Here is an 18,092-nt window from a genome sequence, read left to right as displayed (position 1 = left end):
ACGCGCAGTCGATCTGCATGCGAACTTGGGTCCCCGCCTGCGCGGGGATGACGTGCCGGCGCTGAGAAATCATGCTAGCTAAACGCATCATCCCCTGCCTCGACGTCACCGGCGGCCGCGTGGTCAAGGGCGTCAATTTCACCGAGCTGCGCGATGCCGGCGACCCGGTCGAGATCGCGCGCCGCTACGACGCCCAGGGCGCCGACGAGATCACCTTCCTCGACATTACCGCCTCCAGCGACGGCCGCGACCTGATCCTGCCGATCATCGAAGCCGTCGCCTCGACCGTGTTCATCCCGCTCACCGTCGGTGGCGGCGTGCGCAAGGTCGAGGACGTGCGGCGCCTGCTCAATGCCGGGGCCGACAAGGTCAGCATGAACACCTCGGCCGTCACCAATCCGCAACTGGTGTTCGACGCCGCCAACAAGCACGGCTCGCAGTGCATCGTGGTGGCGATCGACGCCAAGCAGACCGGTCCCGGCAAGTGGGAAGTCTTCACCCACGGCGGCCGCAACGCCACCGGCCTCGATGCGGTGGAATGGGCGCGCAAGATGGAGAGCCTCGGCGCCGGTGAGTTGCTGCTCACTTCGATGGACCGCGACGGCACGAAAATCGGCTTCGACCTGGGCCTGACCCGCGCCGTCTCGGACGCCGTGGGCATCCCCGTCATCGCTTCCGGCGGCGTCGGCGGCCTGAAGGACCTGGCCGATGGCGTCCTCGAAGGCCATGCCGATGCGGTGCTGGCCGCCAGCATCTTCCACTACGGGCAGCACACGGTCGGCGAGGCCAAGCGCTACATGCTCGACCGTGGCATCCCGATGCGCCTCGCTTAAGGAAAGCCACATGCCGACCAATGCCAAGTGGCTCAACAAGGTGCGCTGGGACGAGCACGGCCTGGTGCCGGTGATCGCCCAGGAAGCGGCGACCGGCGACATATTGATGTTCGCCTGGATGAACCGCGACGCCCTGACCCGCACCGTCGAGACGGGCGAAGCCGTGTACTGGAGCCGCTCGCGCAAGAAACTGTGGCACAAGGGCGAAGAGTCCGGCCACATCCAGAAGGTGAGCGAGATCCGCCTCGATTGCGACGAAGACGTGGTCCTGCTCAAGATCGAGCAGGTGGGCGGCATCGCCTGCCATACCGGCCGCCATTCCTGCTTCTTCCAGAAGTACGACAACGGCGACTGGCACAGCGTCGAGCCGGTGCTGCAGGACCCCGACACCATTTATTCCCCGGACAAGAAGAAGACCCCATGAGCGTTACCCTGGCCCGCGTCGCGGCCGTGATCGAATCGCGCAAGCCCGAACACGGCGGCGACCCCGCGACTTCCTATGTCGCCAAGCTGTTCGCCAAGGGCGACGACGCCATCCTCAAGAAGATCGGCGAGGAAGCCACCGAGCTGGTGATGGCGGCCAAGGACGCCCGCGTGGCGAACGACCCGTCCAAGGTGCTCTACGAATGCGCCGACCTGTGGTTCCATTCGATGGTGCTGCTGGCCAGGTTCGACCTCACGCCGCAACAGGTGCTGGACGAGCTGGCGCGACGCGAAGGCGTGTCCGGCATCGTTGAAAAAGCTGCACGCAAGGAATAAATATTCCTTGAAGCGTTGCAAGTGAGCACCTGCTGACTGTGCGTGGCCCTGCTTCCGGTGTCATAATCGGAGACTGAGCGTCATACCGATGTCATGCGGCGTTGATACGATGCCTCGGCTTCATGGGCCTGTAAGTCCTTGAAATGTTGTAATAATCTGGAGACAAGATGGATAACTGCATTTTTTGCAAGATCGTCGCCAAGCAGATCCCGGCCGCCGTCGTCTATGAAGACGAGGACGTGCTGGCATTTAAGGACATCAACCCGGCGGCGCCGGTGCACTTGCTGGTGATTCCTAAGCAGCACGTGTCCACCTTGTCCGACTGCACCGAGGAGCATACGGCGCTGCTCGGCAAGATGCTGGCGCTGGCGCCGAAGCTTGCAAAAGAGAATGGTATTGACGTCAAGATCAGCGCCGATGGCAAGCCGGGCGGCGGCTTCAAGACCCTGATCAATGCCGGTCCGGACGGCGGGCAAGAGGTGTATCACCTGCACCTGCATATGTACGGTGGCCCGCGTCCGTGGCGCGGACTGGGCTTGTGAAGCGGCCTCTAAGCCAGGACTAAGTTTCAATGGGGGCAGAGTGCCCCCGCATCGCGTATACTGTGGTAGACGCTTTCCCGATTTTTCAGGCGCGTGCGCCTTGCTAGGAGAAATAACATGGGTGGTTTGAGTATTTGGCACTGGGTCATCGTGCTGGTGGTCGTGATGCTGATCTTCGGCACCAAAAAGATCAGCAATATGGGTTCTGACCTGGGCAAGGCCGTCAAGGGCTTCAAGGATGGCGTCAAGGGCGACGAAGAGAAGGCTGCCGAAGCCAACCCGGCCCAGCCGACGCAGCAGGTGGCCGACAAGTCGACCATCGACGTGGAAGCCCGCGACAAGACCCGCCTGTAAGCCGCAGTCCCCATGATCGACCTCGGACTGTCGAAAATCGCGATCATCGGCGTGGTCGCCCTGATCGTGATCGGCCCTGAAAAGCTGCCCAAGGTGGCGCGCATGGCCGGTACGCTGTATGGCCGCGCCCAGCGCTACCTGCATGACGTGAAGTCCGAGGTCAGCCGCGAGATCGAGCTCGACGAGCTGCGCAACCTGCACAAGGAAGTGCAGGAGAAAGCGCAATCGTTCAAGAGCGAGGTCGAATCGGCCACCAGCGATTTCGAGTCGTCCGTCACCAGCCACGTCGACGAGGTCGAGGCCTTGTGGGATGACCGCGCGGCGCACGACAGCAGCGCGAGCACGATCACGCCGACCGTGGCCGACATCGACCGCAAGGCCAGGGATTTCCGCCGCAAGAAGCTGGTGCGCACCTCGAGCGTGCCGGCCTGGTACAAGAACCGCCATGGCACCAAGCGCCATGTGATGTCGGGCGCCGCCCGGGTGCGCAAGTTCCGCCCCGGCAATGCCAGCAAATCCAATTCTTCCTTCTTCTAAATGACTGAGCAAGCCGCCGGCGAAGACACTTTCATCTCGCACCTGGTCGAGCTGCGTGACCGCCTGGTCAAGGCCTCGATCGGCATTGCGATCGTGTGCGCCGCGCTGATGGCGTGGCCGGGGCCGTCGCATATCTACGACCTGATCGCCGCGCCGATGATCGCCTCGATGCCTCCCGGCTCGACCATGATCGCCACCGGCGTCATCTCGCCGTTCCTGGTGCCGATGAAGGTCACCCTGCTGCTGTCCTTCATCCTGGCGCTGCCCTGGGTGTTCTACCAGGCCTGGGCCTTCATCGCGCCCGGCCTGTACGCCCACGAAAAGCGCCTGGTGCTGCCGCTGGTGATCTCGTCCTCGGTGCTGTTCATCGCCGGCGTCGCGTTCTGCTACTTCTTCGTGTTCGGCCGCGTGTTCCACTTCATCGGCGAATTCGCGCCGACCTCGATCGCGGTCATGCCCGATATCGAAAACTACCTCGATTTCGTGATGTCGATGTGCCTGGCCTTCGGCGCCTCGTTCGAGGTGCCGGTGGTGGTCGTGATCCTGGTGCGCATGGGCATCGTCAGCCTCGAGAAGCTGCGTGCGGTGCGTTCCTACGTGATCGTCGGCGCCTTCGTGATCGCCGCCATCGTCACCCCGCCGGACGTGGTCAGCCAGCTGGCCCTGGCCATTCCGATGTGCCTGCTCTACGAGCTGGGCCTGCTGGTGGCGCCGATGTTCGCGCGCGCCACCCGCGCGCCGGAAGAAACCGCGTAACCACGCGATAGCGCCGGGCGCTGCCCCGGCGCTACGGACAATTCCCTACGATGTAATACCCCTGCGCCGTCTGCGCCAGCGTGCTGGTGAAGAAGACGTTGTACAGGCCCATGTTCTGGTTCGAGCCGTTGGCCAGCGCATAGCCGCCGCTCGCGTGCGCGCGGCCGGCCTGGACGTGGGCGTAGTTGCTGGCCGTGCTGGTCGTGCAGGTGAACGGCGGCGGTGGCGTGCCCGCGCCTACCTGGAAGGCGGGAATGGCGCAGGCATTCGACGTTTGTCCGTTATTGCCGATGGCCGTCACGCTGCCGCCGTAGCTGCCGTCCGCGCGGTTCGCATAGGCCTTGCTGAAGGCGGCGCCGCTGCCGGCCGCATCGTCGTCGACCGGCGACGGGCCATCGAGCAGCACCCGGTAGCCGGCGATCGACCCTTCGGCGAAGCTGGCGGCGCCGTTCACCGTGACCGTCGATCCCGACACGCTGGCGCTGCACGAGGCCATGACGGGCGCCGGCGCCTGCGACACCCGCAGGTTCTTGTTGAACCAGAAATCCATGATGAAGGCGGGGTAGTTCACCCGGGTCGCGTTCACATAGTTGGCGTTCTGGCCGCCGGCGCCGGCCGGCCAGGCGTGGGCCAGGCCCGTCACCGTGATCTGCGAGGTGCGCACCTTGCCGTTCGCGTCCGTGTATTCCACATTGCTGCCGCTGCCCGGCACGGTCACCGCCGCGCCTTGCGTCCAGGCGCCGCCATACACCTGGCGCATGGCGGCGGCGTCCAGCGGGCCATAGGCCTGCGCCACCGTGTAGTCGCTGGTGCCCCAGATCACGCCGGTGACCTGGGTCGCGAAATGGTCAAGCGCGCTGCCCGCCATCGCGCGGCAGGCGTTGGCCGCGGTGGTCGCCGTATAACCGGAAGGGACGATCGAGATCTGGCCGGTGGTGACGCCCGGCGGCGGGGCGGCGGACAGGCCCAGGCCGGCGAAGACCTCGGGCGCGGTGCAGCCCAGCACCATGGCCTTGGCGCCGCCCGAGGACAGGCCGGCCACGTACACCTGTTTCGGATCGATCGCGTATTGCGGGTTGGCGAGGAAGCGGTTGATCAGGTCGAGCAGCACCGCCGTGTGGCCATAGGAGCGGCTGCGGTTGGTGGCGGCCCAGTCCCAGCAGTGGGTGCCGTAGACGTTGCCGGTGGCGTTCGGCGCCAGGATCACCGCGCCGTACTGGTCGGCCACCGCCTTCCAGTTGTAGCCGGCGTCGCCGCTGCCGTTGATCACGTCGCCGCCCGCGGTCTGGGCGCAACCGTGCAGCACCAGCACCAGCGCGCGCTTGTTGTCCAGGCTAGGTGGCGTGGCCGGCCAGTAGTAGTAGCCGCTCAGGGCGCCGCCATGGGTGGTGTCGTTGGCCCAGACCTGGTTGGCGCTCCAGGCGCCGGGGCCGGCCTGGACCGGGGTCTGGGCGAAGGCAGGGGGCAGCGGCGCACACAGCGCCAGGCAGATCGCGGCTTGCGCCGCTCGTCGGTGGAAGGGCAGCATGCGGAGTCTCCGATATGGTTGTCGTGGGCTTGCCGGTGTCGGCCTGCCACATTCATCATAGTTCGGGAGACGGCGCGCACAAGCGGGCGTGGGAGCACGCCGCTTGTGCGTTTTTGCACGGCCTGGACAGCCATGCGGACGGGGTTACTGCATCAACTCCGAGATCATCTTGACCGGCGCATTGCCGTAGCTGAGGAACTGGTCGTGGAATTCCTTCAGCTTGAAGCGCTCGCCCAGCTGCTGCTTGCGGCGTTCGCGCAGTTCCATGATCTGGTGGTAGCCGCTGAAGTAGCTGGTCAGCTGCACCGAGGTCAGGGTCACGCGGCGCCATTTTTCGTCGGCTTCCTGGCGCGTCTGGAAGGCCTGGCGCGTGAGCAGGTCGATCGCCGCCTCTTGTCCCATGCCGTTCACGTGCACGCTGTAGTCGAGGATGGTGTTGGTCACGCTGCGCAGGTTCCATTTCGAGTACATCAGCCACATCTCGGGCGCGTTGTCGCCGTAGCCCGATTCGAGCATCATGCGCTCGCCATACACGGCCCAGCCTTCGACCATGGCGCCATTGCCGAACAGCGACTTGATCAGGGAAGGCGAGCGGTTGGCGTGCACCAGTTGCGCATAGTGGCCGGGGATCGCCTCGTGGATGTTCAGGATCTGGAGGATCCACTCGTTGTACTCGCGCAGGCTGCTCTCGGCCTGTTCCGGCGTGAGGTTGTCCATCGGCGTGACGTTGTAATACGTCTTGTCCTTCGAGCGGTAAGGGCCCGGCGCGTCGATGCTGGCGCCGGCCACGCCGCGCTGGTACATCGGCGTTTCGCGCACCTCGAGCGGCTTGCTCGGGTCCAGCGTCAACAGGTCGTGCTTGATCACCCAGTCCTGCAGGAGCGGGATCTGGCGCCGGATCTCGGCGAAGAAGTTCTCGCGTGCGACGTGGCGGCTCGATAACTTGTCGATCATCATGCCGATCTTCTGGAAGCGGTCCTGCGGCTTGGCGACGCCCGCCATATAGCGCGGCCACAGCTCGTCCGAGATGCGGTCCATGTTCGACAGCAGTTCCTCGCGCGTGACCAAGGCCTTGCGGAAGGTCTCTTCGGCGCTGGAGGACGACTGGATGTCGAGCGCGAACTTCTGCTCGTACAGCGCCTTGCCGGCGCGGAAGGGACGCGCCTTGCCGTTGGCCGCCTGGCGCTGCTCGACACCGTTCAAAAAGTCGACGTAACCCAGTACCGCGCTGCCGGCGTTGGCGATGCGCTGGGCGAAGATCGCCTTCTCTTGCGGCGTCAGGATCGATTCCTCGGCCGCCTTGCCCAGGTCGGCCAGCACGGCCAGCGTGCCCGGCGCCTGGCCGATCGCGAGCTGGGTGTGCTCGCGCGTCGGGTTGGTGATGGACGCCTGCGCCGCCGCGTAATAGTCGGGCACGTCGGCCAGGCGCTTGAGGATGGTGCGCAGGCGCTGCGGCTTGGCCGCGTAGTCGGTGTTCAGGATCAGGTCGAGCGGCGCGGCGACGTTGTACTGCGATGGGTTCCACTCGTGTTCGCGCCAGGTGGTGAGGCGCCAGCGGTCCTTCTCCAGCTTGTTGACCAGGAGGGCCAGGTCGGTGCGGTAGCGCGGCGACAGCTGCCTGGGATCAAGCTTGCCGAATTTTTCCAGCCACTCGTTGGCGAAGGCGAGCTGTTTCGCGCGCGTGTCGGCGTTCGGGATGGTGAGATTCGCGGCGTGGTCGAACTTGCCGACGTAGATGCCGCCCTCGGGATCCATGCGCCACAGGGCGGTCAGGTATTGCATGCTCAGGGTCGACATGCGGCGGTCGACGCGCGTTTCCGCGGCGTTGGCGCTGGCCGCCCCCGCGGCTGCGGCGCCGGCGCCGACCAGGGCCTTCTTGCCCTTGCTGGAAGTCTTCTTCTTGACGACCTTCGAGGATTTCGCCTTGCCCTTGGCTGGCTTGGAAGTGGCGGCGATGGCCGGCGTCAGTGCGAAACACGCCAGCAAGGCCGCCAGCGCGATTTTCGTTTTCATCATCGTATTCAGCCCTGTAACTAAGGAGATGTCTTGCTCGCGGGAGGCGCGAAGGCGTGCAGATTAGCACTAATTGCATCATTTGCGGGCAGCTGAAACATTCCGACACGCATGAATACCAATATTGACGAATCGATAAAATCAGCGCCCGAGTCCCGCCTTGAGCATCTCCAGCATATCCCCCGGCGACATGCGCGCCGCCATCTCGGTCCCTTCCAGCAGGCTGTCGGCCAGGTCGCGCTTGTGGCGGTGCAGGTCGACGATGCCTTCCTCGATCGTGCCGCGCGCGACCAGGCGGTAGATGGTCACCGGCCGCTGCTGGCCCATGCGGTGGGCGCGATCGGACGCCTGGTCCTCGACCGCCGGGTTCCACCACGGGTCCATGTGGATCACGTAGTCGGCCGCCGTCAGGTTGATGCCAACGCCGCCCGCCTTCAGGCTGATGAGGAACAGGTCGCCCTCGCCGGCCTGGAAGGCGTCCACGCGGCGCTTGCGTTCCTGGATCGGGGTCGATCCGTCCAGGTACTGGTAGGCGACGCCCTGGGCGTCGAGATACTGGCGGATCAGGGTCAGGTGGTCGACGAACTGGCTGAACACCAGCACCTTGTGCCGGTTCTCGAGCAGGTCCGTGGTCAGGCGCGCGAAGGTCGCCAGCTTGCTGCTGGCGATGCCGGCGCCGGGCGCCACCAGCTCGGGATTGCAGCAGGCGCGGCGCAGCCGCATCATCTCGGCCAGGATCTCGATCGCCTTCTGTCCCTCGGGCGCCTCGAGCGCGGCCAGCTTGTCGAGGGCCTGGCGCCGCAGCGATTCGTACAGCGCGTTTTCCTCGGCGCTCAGTTCCACCGGGACCACGATCTCGGTGCGCGGCGGCAGCTCGGACAGCACCTGCGCCTTGGTGCGGCGCAGGATGAAGGGCGCGGTCAGGCGTCGCAGGCGCGCGCGCGCGCCTGCTTCGGCGCGTTTGTCCTGGGCTTTCTCGATCGGGCGGGCGAAACGCAGCTGGAACTGGTCGGCGCTGCCCAGCAAGCCCGGATTGATGAAGCGGAACAGGTTCCACAATTCTCCCAGGTGGTTTTCCAGCGGCGTGCCGGTGGCCGCCATGCGGAAGTCCCCCTGCAGCGCCATCACCGCCTGCGAGCGCTTGGTGTGCATGTTCTTGATCGCCTGGGCCTCGTCGAGCACGATGCTGTGCCAGCGCCGGCCCTTGAAGCGCGCCGCTTCCAGCTGCAGCAGGCCGTAGCTGACCACGACCACGTCGAACGGCCCCGCGTCGTCGACCGTGGCGGCGCGTTCGCCGGGACCGAACAGCTTCAGCTTCAGGGTCGGCGCGAAGCGCGCCGCCTCGTCGATCCAGTTCAGGCACACCGAGGTCGGCGCCACCACCAGCGCCGGGCCGTCCTTGGCGCGCGTGAGCAGCAGCGCCAGCGCCTGCAGCGTCTTGCCGAGGCCCATGTCGTCGGCCAGGCAGGCGCCCACGCCCCAATGGGCCAGGCGCGCCAGCCACTGGAAGCCTTCGATCTGATAATCGCGCAGCTCGGCCTGCAGGGTGGACGGCAGTTCGGGCAGATGCGCCGCATTGTCGGCCATGCGTTTCAGGTGCCCCTGCCAGGCCTTGTCGGCGTCGACGTGGCCGGCGTCGCGCGCCAGCTCGTCCAGCGCGAAGCTGGCCAGCGCATGGGTGCGGATGCCGTCGCCGTGCAGTTCGCCATACGCGCCCAGCTCCGTCAGGCGCCGGTGCAGCTCGTCGGACAGGGCCAGGTATTCGTTCTCGCCCAGGGCCACGAAGCGGCTGCCGCTCTCCTGGATCTTTTCCAGCAGCGTGCGCAGGTTCATCACGCGGCCTTCGTCGATGACCACGTCGCCGCTGGCCGTGAACCAGTCGCGTTCGCGCCGGATCTGCACCCGCACCGACTTCGTCGTGGCCTTCTTCGTGACCCTGAACTTTTCTCCCTCGGGCCAGGCGACCACGATGGCGTCGGCATCCAGCGCGCGTAGCTGGTCGACCAGCTCCAATGCCAGCAGCGGCTGGCCGAGCAGCCATTCGCCGTGGTCCGGCTCCGCGTGTTCGAGGGCCTGGCATTTGCCGATCAGCTGGCGCTCGGCTTCGCGCTCGGCGTTCAAGTCGCGCCGCGCTTCGGTGCGGATGCCCTCGACGTCGGCGATCACATTGGCCGCGCCTTCCCCAGGGCCGTAATAGGCGCCGTCCGGCAGGGGGCGCACCAGCAGCTGCATACGCATGCCCTGCTGGTAGGGACGCAGCAGCACGTGCAGGCGCGGGTCGGCCGGCACGGTCTCGATATCGCTGCTGCTGGCGCCGATGTCCGATTGCACGGTGACGATCGACGACACCGCCCCGATCGCGCGCAGCACGCGGCGCTCGGCCGCCATCGGCACCGTCAAGCCTGCGCCGACGATGGCGGCGATGCGTCGGTGCTCGTCCCTGACGTGCACCAGGCGCAGGCGGGTCGGCGTCTCGCGCGTGACCACGACCTCGCCGTCGCCGTCTTCCACCGGCGGATGCAGCACGATCGACACCATCTCGCCCTGTTTCTTGACCAGCAGTTCCGGCTCGCCCGGCAGCAGCTCGACCCGGGTGCCGGGCGAATCCATCCAGAACAGCAGCGGATGGCCGACCAGGGCGGCCAGCGCCTTGTGCACCTCGAGCTCGAAACGGATGCCGCTGCCGGCGTAGTAGCGGCGGCCGGCGATCGCGTTCACCGCCTGCAGGTCTTGCGCGGTGAGGAAGTCGAGCGCGGCGCCTTCCTCGGCCAGGCGTTTCAGGCCCATGGCGCGGCCGCGGCTCCAGCCGCCTTGCGCGTCGCGCTTCTGCTCGCGCGGCTCCAGCTCCTGCACCCCCAGGTGCGGGTCGTAGCGGATCAGCCAGACCAGGCGCGACTCGCGGACGTTTTCCACGTTCGCCGCCGGCTGCAGGTTGATCAGGGCGTTCAGCTGGCGTTCCCACGGTTCCTCGCGCGCGAACCAGCCGGTCATGTCGGGCAAGCGGTGCCTGCGTCGCAGTTCACTGGCGCGCGCTTCGTGGGCCAGGTGGCCGGCCTGGCCCATCTGCGCCAGCACGCCGGCCAGCTGGGCCGACCACAGGTCGAAGCCGGCCGCCTCGGATTGCAGCAGCATGTCTTCCAGCCGTGCGCGCTGGTCGTTCAATGCGGGCAGGGCCAGCCAGTGATGGATCAGGGCGCGGAACACGGTCGGTTCCAGCGACAGCTCCCAGCTGCGCGTGCCGAACAGCGCGGCGTCGACGGTGCCGCGCTGGATCTCGTGCAGCATGCCGAGCTGGAACCAGACCGCGTTGTCGGGCCGCTGCACCGCGCGCGTCTCGATCTCGAGCCAGGCATCGGCCAGCTTGCGGTAAGCCGGATCGCTGCTGCGCAGCAGGGCGGCCATCGCGATGTGCGCGCAGTGGCCGTCGAACACGGCCTTGCGCTTGCCCGTTTCGCGCCTCAACTGCTTGAGGGAGGCGTCGATCCCGGCCAGGCCGCTATCCAGATCGTCGCGCAGCACCTGCACCACGCTGCGCAGGAACAGGCCGGGCGAATCGCCTGTTTCGTTCACCAGCGACAAGGCGTCATCCAGGCGCCCGCACAGGATGTAGTGCTCGCCCAGCGAGCGGCGCAGCGGGCTTTCCGGGCTGCTGCGCGCCACCAGTCGCTCGGCGTACTCGCGTACCGCTGGCGCAAGCTGGGGTTCGCTGCGCGCATGCATGACCAGGATGTGCAGGATGCCTTCGCGCAGGCGCGGGTGGATGCGCTCCATCATGCCTGGCGCGAACGGGCGCGCGCAGACGTCGACCAGCGGATGCAGGTAGCTCGCCTCATGGCAGCGCTGGCAGGCGTCCAGCAGGGGGGAAACGACGTCGTGTTCCTGTCCGGTCAGCAGGGCGATGCGCAGCAGCGCCAGGCCCTGGCGGTAGCTGCGCAGCATCAGGTTGCCCTGCCAGTCGCGCCGCACGGTCGAGACCTGGCCATAGGCCGCGGCCACGCTATCGAACAGGCCATCGTCGAGAGCCGCGTCCAGCACCGGCCAGGACAGCTCGGGCGCGATGGCGGCGCCGCGCTCGCCCATCTCGACCACCAGCTTGCGCTCGCGCAGGCGCGCCAGTTCATCGACCCATTGCGCGATCGGCAGCGCCACCCCCAGCGCCCGCATATGCTCCAGGATGCGCTGGCGGCCCATCGGTTCGCCCGCGATCGCCAGCACGACCAGCAGCGCCCGTTCTTCCGCCGTGCAGGCGGCCAGGCGCGCGTTCACATCGTCAGTCGTCATGCGAGGTTGTCGATCTCCACCGCCGGCAGGCCGTCCGGCACCGGGATGCCGAACACGCGCAGATAGAAGTACAACTCCGCTTCCAGCGTGCGCACCACGCTGTCTGCCTTGCGGAAGCCATGGCCTTCGCCTTCGAGCGTCAGGTAGGCCACCGGCAGCTTGCGCGCGCGCAGCGCCTCGACCACGCTCTCGGACTGCTGCGGCGGCACCACCTTGTCGTCCAGGCCCTGGAAGAAGATCATCGGCCGCCGCAGTTTATCGGTATGGTGGATCGGCGAGCGCTCGCGGTACACCGCCGCGGCGGTTTCCGGCGGCGCGATCAGGTACTGGTTGTAGTGCGACTCGAACTTGTGCGAGTCGGCGTCCAGGCCGGCCAGGTCGGACACGCCGTAGTAGCTGGCGCCGGCCTTGAAGACGTCGTGGAAGCCGAGCGCCGACAGCACGGTCAGGCCGCCGGCGCTGCTGCCGCGGATCAAGAGGCGTTCGGGATCGACGATGCCCTGCGCCGCCAGGTGGCGCGCGCCGGCCACGCAATCCTCGACGTCGACCACGCCCCATTGATGCTTGAGCAGGTTGCGGTAGGCGCGCCCGAAGCCGGTGCTGCCGCCATAGTTCACGTCGAGCACGGCGAAGCCGCGGCTGGTCCAGTATTGGGTGGACAGCTTCAGGGTGCTGGCCGCCATGCCGGTCGGGCCGCCGTGGCCGATCACGATCAGCGGCGGCAGTTCGCCCGCCGGGGGCGCGTGGTCGGCATTGGTCGGCGCGTAATAGAAGGCGTGGGCGGTGCGACCATTCGCACTCGGATAATCGATCGCCAGCGGCACCGACAGGTAGCCGGTGGCCGGCAGTTGCGGGATCGAATGGGCCAGCACCTCGCTGCTGTTGTTGGCCAGGTCGATCCGCGCCAGTTCCGGCGCGATGGTCGGCGCGCCGCCCAGCACGGCCACGGCGTCGCCCTGCACCCGCAGCTCGCGGATCTCTTCGTACGGCGACTCCAGCGGCAGCAGCTTGCCGTCCGACAGGCGCGCCAGATAGCTGACGCCTTGTTCGACGTAGGCGCACACGATCTCGTCCTCGGAACGGAAGCCGTACAGCGAACCGCCGAAACTCCAGTGCGGGCCGCCGAATTCGGCATCGACCGGGCACAGCGCATGCACCACGCCGTGGTCGTAGCGGTACAGGTTCCACCAGCCGCTGCGGTCCGACACGAAGTGCAGCACGCCGCCGGGCGACCACTCGGGCTGGCAGATCGATTCGTCGGGGCCGCCCGCGACCAGGCGGCCGTTCACCAGCGTCCCATCGGCGGCCACGTCGGCCAGCCACAGTTCCGTGCCTTCCCACGGCATGCGCGGATGGTCCCAGCACAGCCAAGCCAGCTGGCGGCCATCGGGCGACAGGCGCGGCGCCGCATAGAAGTCGTTGCCGTCCACGAGCACGGTCTCGACACCGTCGAAGCCGACCGCGGCCAGCGTATTGACGGGGTGGGCGGCGCCGGCCGAATGGTCCTCGCGTACCGCGACCAGGCGCTGGCGCGCGCCGTCGAGCACGAAGTCGGCGAAGCGGTGGCCCGTGCCCTCGGCGCTCACGGCGACCGGCTGTCCGCCGATCTCGACCCGGTACAGGCGGTTGTCCACATGGTGCGAGAACCAGGCCACGCCGCCCGCCAGCAGGCAGGCGCCGCCGCCGTATTCATGGACGCGGCTGCGCACATTGAAGGGCGCCGGCGTCAGCTCGCGCGTGCCGGCGGCGTCGTGCACCATGAGCGTCGTGCGTCCGCCCTCGCTGGCGCGGCCTTCGAGCCAACCCAGGCGCGGACCGTCGAGCATCGTTTGGGACAACGGCACCGCGCCAGCCGCGACCACCGCGGCGCTGATCGGGGAGGGCCAGGCGCCGCAAGGCAAAGGATGTTTGCTGGTGGCAATCGTCATGATCCGGACTCTTTCCTTGGTGGGGGCGCCTATTATAGTGTTCGCCCAAGAATGCGATAATAGCCGTTTCCTTACCAACGCCATTGTCAGCCATGCCACAATTTGCCCCGCTCCAGAACGACACCTTCCTGCGTGCGCTGTTGCGCCAGCCAACCGACTACACCCCGGTATGGCTGATGCGGCAGGCAGGCCGCTACCTGCCGGAATACCGCGCCACCCGCGCGCGCGCCGGCTCGTTCCTGGGGTTGGCGAAGAATCCCGACTACGCCACCGAAGTCACGCTGCAGCCGATCGACCGCTACCCGCTGGACGCGTCGATCCTGTTCTCGGACATCCTGACGGTGCCGGACGCGATGGGCCTGGGCCTGTATTTCGCCGACGGCGAAGGCCCGAAGTTCGAGCGTCCGCTGCGCAGCGAGGCCGAAGTCAACGCCCTGGCCGTGCCCGACATGGCGTCGCTCGACTATGTGTTCAAGGCGGTGACCTCGATCCGCACCGCGCTGAACGGCCGCGTGCCGCTGATCGGTTTCTCGGGCAGCCCGTGGACACTGGCTTGCTATATGGTCGAAGGCGGCGGCTCGCGTGAATTCCATACGGTCAAGAAGATGCTGTACAGCCGTCCGGACCTGATGCACCGCATCCTGGACATCAATGCGCAGGCCGTGACCCAGTACCTGAACGCCCAGATCGACGCCGGCGCCCAGGCCGTGATGATCTTCGATTCCTGGGGCGGGGCGCTGGCCGACGGCGCCTACCAGGAGTTCTCGCTGGAGTACATGCGCAAGATCGTCGCCGGCCTGAAGCGCGAACACGACGGCGTGCGCATCCCGGCCATCGTCTTCACCAAGGGCGGCGGCATCTGGCTCGACGAGATGGCCGACATCGGCGCCGACGTGCTGGGCCTGGACTGGACCATGAACCTGGGGCGCGCGCGCAAGCTGGTGGGCGACCGCGTGGCGCTGCAGGGCAACCTCGATCCGGCCATCCTGTTCGCCGAACCGGACCAGATCCGCGCCGAAGTCGAGCGCTCGCTCGCCGCCTATGGCGCGCCGTCGAGCGGCCATGGCCACGTGTTCAACCTGGGCCACGGCATCTCGCAATTCACGCCGCCGGAATCGGTCAGCGCCATGGTCGACGCCGTCCACAGCTTCAGCCGCAAGCAGCGCGCCGCCTGAGTCATCCTCCGGACTGGCGGCCCTCTTGACAAGGCCGCCAGTCACCCCCTCACTTGTTCACAACTTCCTAAAAGCGGGTAAAAATTCCTGTGGACATCTCAGCATCTTCTGAATCAACGTAAAACGATGATTTATAAGTGTTTTTTGCTTGAGGGTAGTGCTGAGTGCGTCCTGCACCACAAGGTTGTCCAGTAGAATTCAGCCAATTTTGGCTCTTGTTCACAAAGTTATCAACAGACGTTTTAGCAATGGGGAAAAGTGCTTGGTTTACCGGGACTTAGCGTGCTTCTTCAAGTATTGCCTTAGGTTTGTGATGCAACGCAGCGAGTTTTCCACCTCCGCCACCCCAGTTATGCACAACGCGGAAAAAGCCCTCGAGCTTGTTAACAGGTGTCAGGGTGAATATGCAAGTCATTGATTCATAAGAAAAAAATTCTCTTGAATTTGAGAATTATCGATTGCGACTTGATCTAACGTAAACCTTTGATGGGGTCAAGTCCCACGCTATTCACAAAGTTTTCCACAGATTTGCACAGGGCCCAGATTGTCAACCAGCACCGATAGCACGCATTGCTTCCTCGAAGTCGTGCTCGATACACCGCTGAACAGCAGTTTCGACTACCGCTGGCCATGCCGGCCGGGCGAAGAACCGCTGCCCGGCCAGCTGGCGCTGGTGCCGTTCGCGCGCCGCGAGGTCATGGCGCTGATCGTGGCGGTCAAGTTCGAGACCGATGTCGCGCCCGAAAAACTGAAGGATGCGCTGGCCGTGCGCAGCCAGCTGTCCCCGCTGCCGGAGCGCTGGATCGCCCTGGCGCGCTTCGCCGCCGACTACTACCAGCGTCCGCTGGGCGAGGTGGCGCTGCCCGGCCTGCCCAAGAACCTGCGCGTGCCCAAGACGGTGGCGCTGGACCGGGCCCTGAAAAAACTGGCCAAGCTCGACCAGGCACAAGATGCGACGGCGGTCGACATGCCGGTGCTGAACCCCGCCCAGCAGGAGGCGGCCGCCGCGATCGGCGGCGCCGACGGCTTCACGCCGCTGCTGCTGTGGGGCGTGACCGGCAGCGGCAAGACCGAGGTCTACCTGCAGGCTTGCGCCCGCGTGCTCGCGCGCGACCCGCAGGCGCAGATCCTGATCATGGTCCCCGAGATCAACCTGACGCCCCAGCTCGAAGGGAATATCCGGGCCCGCTTCCCGGGCATGATGCTGGCCACCCTGCACAGCAGCCTGTCCGAGGGCGAGCGCATGCTGCACTGGCTGGCCGCGCATGGCGGCCAGGCGCGCATCGTGCTCGGCACCCGGCTGGCGATCCTGGCCTCGCTGCCGAACCTGCGGCTGATCGTGATCGACGAAGAGCACGACCCCTCGTACAAGCAGCAGGAAGGCTTGCGCTATTCGGCGCGCGACCTGGCCGTGTGGCGCGCGCACCAGCTGGGAATCCCGATCGTGCTCGGCTCGGCCACGCCGTCGCTCGAATCCTGGCATCACGCGCGCTCGGGACGCTACCGGCGGCTGGACCTGCGCGAGCGCGCCGTGCGCGACGCCGTGCTGCCGAAAGTCAGGCTGGTGGACATGGAACGCGACCGCCCGCGCGACGGGCTGACGAGCGAGGTGCTGGCGGCCCTGCGCGGGCGGCTGGAGCGCGGCGAGCAGTCGCTCCTGTTCCTGAACCGGCGCGGCTACTCCCCGGTGATCTGTTGCGACGCCTGCGGCTGGATCAGCAACTGCACCCGCTGCACCGCCTTCATGGTGCTGCACAAGCCCGAGCACCGGCTGCGCTGCCACCACTGCAGCCTGGAGTTGCGCATTCCGCGTTCCTGCCCGACCTGCGGCAACGTGGACCTGCAGCCGCTGGGACGCGGCACCCAGCGCGTGGAAGAGGGATTGCAAGCGATGTTCCCCGAGGCGCGCATCCTGCGCATCGACGCCGACTCCACGCGCCTGAAGGGCAGCGCGCAAGCCGCCTTCGACAGCGTGCACCGGGGCGAGGTGGACATCCTGATCGGCACGCAGATGGTCGCCAAGGGCCACGACTTCAAGAAGCTGACCCTGGTCGGGATCCTGAACCCCGACACCGCCCTGTTCTCGCAGGATTACCGCGCCAGCGAGCGCCTGTTCGCCCAGCTGATGCAGGTGGCGGGGCGGGCCGGCCGCGCCGGCGCGCCGTCCGAGGTGCTGGTGCAGACGCGGTATGCGCAGCATCCGCTGTACGGCGCGGTGATGCGCCACGATTACGAACGTTTCGCCGGCCAGCTGCTCGAAGAGCGCAAGGAAGCAGGCCTGCCGCCCTTCATGTACCAGGCCTTGCTGCGGGCCGAGGCGAAGGAGCTGCCGATCGCGATCGCATTCCTGGAAGCGGCGCGCGACTGCCTGCCCAGCGACGCCATCCTGATCAACGACCCGATCCCGATGACGATGACGCGGGTCCACAACATGGACCGCGCCCAGCTGCTGGTCGAGTCCAGCTCGCGGCCCGCGCTGCAGGCCTTCCTGCGGGTCTGGATCGATCAGCTGCGGGCGATGAAGTCGCGCGTGAAGTGGTCGCTCGAGGTCGACCCGCTCGACATTTAAGTCAAGCCGCAGCCCTGGCGCCGCTGCGGCGGCGCTTGGCATAGCCCATCAGCGCCAGGCCGGCGCCGAGCAGCAGGCCGGTGGCCGGTTCGGGCACTTCGCCAGGTTCTTCCCCGGCTGCCGGTTCCACGTTGAAGGTGATGGTGCCGAAGTCCCACTGGCCGTCCACCCCCAGCAGATCGTCATAGTCTTCGAAGAATTCCAGGCGCAGGATGCCGTCGACGCCGACTTCGAACGCCAGGCCCAGGTCGACCAGGTCGGCGAACCCCGAGTAGCTCAGGGTGCCCGGGAACCACTCCGCGATGCCCGGCGTGAAGAACACGCCTTCGGTCTGCTTGGAATTTTCGAAAGCGACGACCATGTCCGCCAGCCAGCTCGGCGAATCGGCGGTCAGGGTGAAATCGTAGGCGATGCTGGTGACGAGCGAGTTGGCGCCGATGTCGAGCAGGACGACCGTGTTGTCGGCGTCGCCGCGCAGTCCATGACTCTGGATGCCGGTGACATCGAAGGTGATCGGCGCGGCGAACAGCGACGACGAGGCGAACAGCGACAAGCTGACAAGCAGTTTCTTGAAGGTAGCAAGTTTCATGACGATCTCCCTGGTTGTGGAATTCACCGATGAGCAACAAGCGTGCCGGGGGACGTGGCTTCTTGCAATCAACTGATTTCTAACGAGAAATTAATAAAGTATGGCTGCGATACCGGAGGGTATGTAAAGTTGCTCGACATGCAATATGAATACGGTGCCGGATGCGGGGCCGACCCGGCGCATGCGGCAGGGCCGGATTCGCCACCGGCAGCGGCAAAATAGCGTATC

General features: G+C 66.4%; 14 protein-coding genes. 9 read left to right on the top strand and 5 right to left on the bottom strand.

Features of this window, described 5'->3' with window-relative positions:
• Positions 1-68 precede the first annotated feature (68 nt).
• From hisF to tatC, 7 genes are all read left to right on the top strand, one after another.
• Positions 69-833 (top strand): imidazole glycerol phosphate synthase subunit HisF, encoded by a 765-nt coding sequence (gene hisF / locus ABIB42_RS08445; protein ID WP_429248220.1) that lies wholly within the window; start codon positions 69-71, stop codon positions 831-833.
• Positions 834-843: 10 nt separating this feature from the next.
• Positions 844-1,257 carry a phosphoribosyl-AMP cyclohydrolase gene (hisI, locus tag ABIB42_RS08440; RefSeq protein WP_005664403.1) on the top strand — a complete coding sequence of 138 codons (414 nt, stop codon included), beginning with the start codon at positions 844-846 and terminating at the stop codon, positions 1,255-1,257.
• Positions 1,254-1,592, top strand: coding sequence for a phosphoribosyl-ATP diphosphatase (locus tag ABIB42_RS08435; RefSeq protein WP_005664404.1), 339 nt, complete (start codon positions 1,254-1,256; stop codon positions 1,590-1,592). The genes hisI and ABIB42_RS08435 overlap by 4 nt, the downstream gene beginning before the upstream one ends.
• Before the next feature lie 167 nt (positions 1,593-1,759).
• On the top strand, positions 1,760-2,134 hold the full coding sequence (locus ABIB42_RS08430) for a histidine triad nucleotide-binding protein (RefSeq protein ID WP_429248213.1): 375 nt from the start codon (positions 1,760-1,762) through the stop codon (positions 2,132-2,134).
• A gap of 117 nt (positions 2,135-2,251) precedes the next feature.
• Positions 2,252-2,488: a Sec-independent protein translocase subunit TatA gene (gene tatA, locus ABIB42_RS08425; protein WP_005664406.1), complete on the top strand. Its 237-nt coding sequence runs from the start codon at positions 2,252-2,254 to the stop codon at positions 2,486-2,488.
• A 12-nt stretch (positions 2,489-2,500) separates the two neighbouring features.
• Entirely contained in the window at positions 2,501-3,025 is a 525-nt protein-coding gene (tatB, locus tag ABIB42_RS08420) for a Sec-independent protein translocase protein TatB (RefSeq protein ID WP_071361044.1), read from the top strand.
• Positions 3,026-3,781, top strand: coding sequence for a twin-arginine translocase subunit TatC (gene tatC, locus ABIB42_RS08415; RefSeq protein ID WP_071361045.1), 756 nt, complete (start codon positions 3,026-3,028; stop codon positions 3,779-3,781). It begins immediately after the preceding gene.
• Between the two features lie 31 nt (positions 3,782-3,812).
• On the opposite strand, the gene ABIB42_RS08410 is transcribed toward tatC, so the two are convergent.
• The 4 genes from ABIB42_RS08410 to ABIB42_RS08395 all read right to left on the bottom strand — a co-directional run bounded on the left by ABIB42_RS08410 (position 3,813) and on the right by ABIB42_RS08395 (position 13,531).
• Positions 3,813-5,309 (bottom strand): extracellular catalytic domain type 1 short-chain-length polyhydroxyalkanoate depolymerase, encoded by a 1,497-nt coding sequence (locus ABIB42_RS08410; protein ID WP_429248212.1) that lies wholly within the window; start codon positions 5,307-5,309, stop codon positions 3,813-3,815.
• Between the two features lie 144 nt (positions 5,310-5,453).
• The gene (locus tag ABIB42_RS08405; RefSeq protein WP_219861832.1) at positions 5,454-7,325 is read right to left on the bottom strand and encodes a DUF885 domain-containing protein; all 1,872 of its coding nucleotides are present in this window, start codon (positions 7,323-7,325) and stop codon (positions 5,454-5,456) included.
• Positions 7,326-7,463: 138 nt separating this feature from the next.
• Complete coding sequence (locus ABIB42_RS08400) at positions 7,464-11,603, bottom strand: DEAD/DEAH box helicase (RefSeq protein WP_219861830.1); 4,140 nt, start codon at positions 11,601-11,603, stop codon at positions 7,464-7,466.
• Positions 11,600-13,531, bottom strand: a complete 1,932-nt coding sequence (locus ABIB42_RS08395) for a S9 family peptidase (RefSeq protein WP_219861828.1) — start codon at positions 13,529-13,531, stop codon at positions 11,600-11,602. The genes ABIB42_RS08400 and ABIB42_RS08395 overlap by 4 nt, the downstream gene beginning before the upstream one ends.
• Positions 13,532-13,623: 92 nt before the next feature.
• Here ABIB42_RS08395 and hemE point away from each other — a divergent pair, with 92 nt between their 5' ends.
• Both hemE and ABIB42_RS08385 read left to right on the top strand, forming a co-directional pair.
• Positions 13,624-14,706: a uroporphyrinogen decarboxylase gene (hemE, locus tag ABIB42_RS08390; protein WP_219861826.1), complete on the top strand. Its 1,083-nt coding sequence runs from the start codon at positions 13,624-13,626 to the stop codon at positions 14,704-14,706.
• A gap of 544 nt (positions 14,707-15,250) precedes the next feature.
• Positions 15,251-17,275: a primosomal protein N' gene (locus ABIB42_RS08385; RefSeq protein WP_219861824.1), complete on the top strand. Its 2,025-nt coding sequence runs from the start codon at positions 15,251-15,253 to the stop codon at positions 17,273-17,275.
• A gap of 1 nt (position 17,276) precedes the next feature.
• Here ABIB42_RS08385 and ABIB42_RS08380 read toward each other — a convergent pair whose 3' ends face one another.
• On the bottom strand, positions 17,277-17,864 hold the full coding sequence (locus tag ABIB42_RS08380; protein WP_219861823.1) for a PEP-CTERM sorting domain-containing protein: 588 nt from the start codon (positions 17,862-17,864) through the stop codon (positions 17,277-17,279).
• Positions 17,865-18,092 lie beyond the last annotated feature (228 nt).

Source organism: Massilia sp. UYP32, assembly GCF_050434365.1.
Taxonomy (GTDB): Bacteria; Pseudomonadota; Gammaproteobacteria; order Burkholderiales; family Burkholderiaceae_D; genus Telluria; species Telluria timonae.
This window is presented reverse-complemented; position numbering and strand designations above follow the sequence as displayed.

What these genes read in the sequence shown, in the direction of transcription:
- ABIB42_RS08400 (WP_219861830.1), bottom strand. Translation starts at nt 11,603, where the DNA reads ATGACGACTGACGATGTGAACGCGCGCCTGGCCGCCTGCACGGCGGAA.
- ABIB42_RS08395 (WP_219861828.1), bottom strand. Translation starts at nt 13,531, where the DNA reads ATGACGATTGCCACCAGCAAACATCCTTTGCCTTGCGGCGCCTGGCCC.
- hemE (WP_219861826.1), top strand. Translation starts at nt 13,624, where the DNA reads ATGCCACAATTTGCCCCGCTCCAGAACGACACCTTCCTGCGTGCGCTG.
- ABIB42_RS08405 (WP_219861832.1), bottom strand. Translation starts at nt 7,325, where the DNA reads ATGATGAAAACGAAAATCGCGCTGGCGGCCTTGCTGGCGTGTTTCGCA.
- ABIB42_RS08410 (WP_429248212.1), bottom strand. Translation starts at nt 5,309, where the DNA reads ATGCTGCCCTTCCACCGACGAGCGGCGCAAGCCGCGATCTGCCTGGCG.
- tatB (WP_071361044.1), top strand. Translation starts at nt 2,501, where the DNA reads ATGATCGACCTCGGACTGTCGAAAATCGCGATCATCGGCGTGGTCGCC.
- ABIB42_RS08380 (WP_219861823.1), bottom strand. Translation starts at nt 17,864, where the DNA reads ATGAAACTTGCTACCTTCAAGAAACTGCTTGTCAGCTTGTCGCTGTTC.
- hisI (WP_005664403.1), top strand. Translation starts at nt 844, where the DNA reads ATGCCGACCAATGCCAAGTGGCTCAACAAGGTGCGCTGGGACGAGCAC.
- ABIB42_RS08435 (WP_005664404.1), top strand. Translation starts at nt 1,254, where the DNA reads ATGAGCGTTACCCTGGCCCGCGTCGCGGCCGTGATCGAATCGCGCAAG.
- tatC (WP_071361045.1), top strand. Translation starts at nt 3,026, where the DNA reads ATGACTGAGCAAGCCGCCGGCGAAGACACTTTCATCTCGCACCTGGTC.
- tatA (WP_005664406.1), top strand. Translation starts at nt 2,252, where the DNA reads ATGGGTGGTTTGAGTATTTGGCACTGGGTCATCGTGCTGGTGGTCGTG.
- ABIB42_RS08430 (WP_429248213.1), top strand. Translation starts at nt 1,760, where the DNA reads ATGGATAACTGCATTTTTTGCAAGATCGTCGCCAAGCAGATCCCGGCC.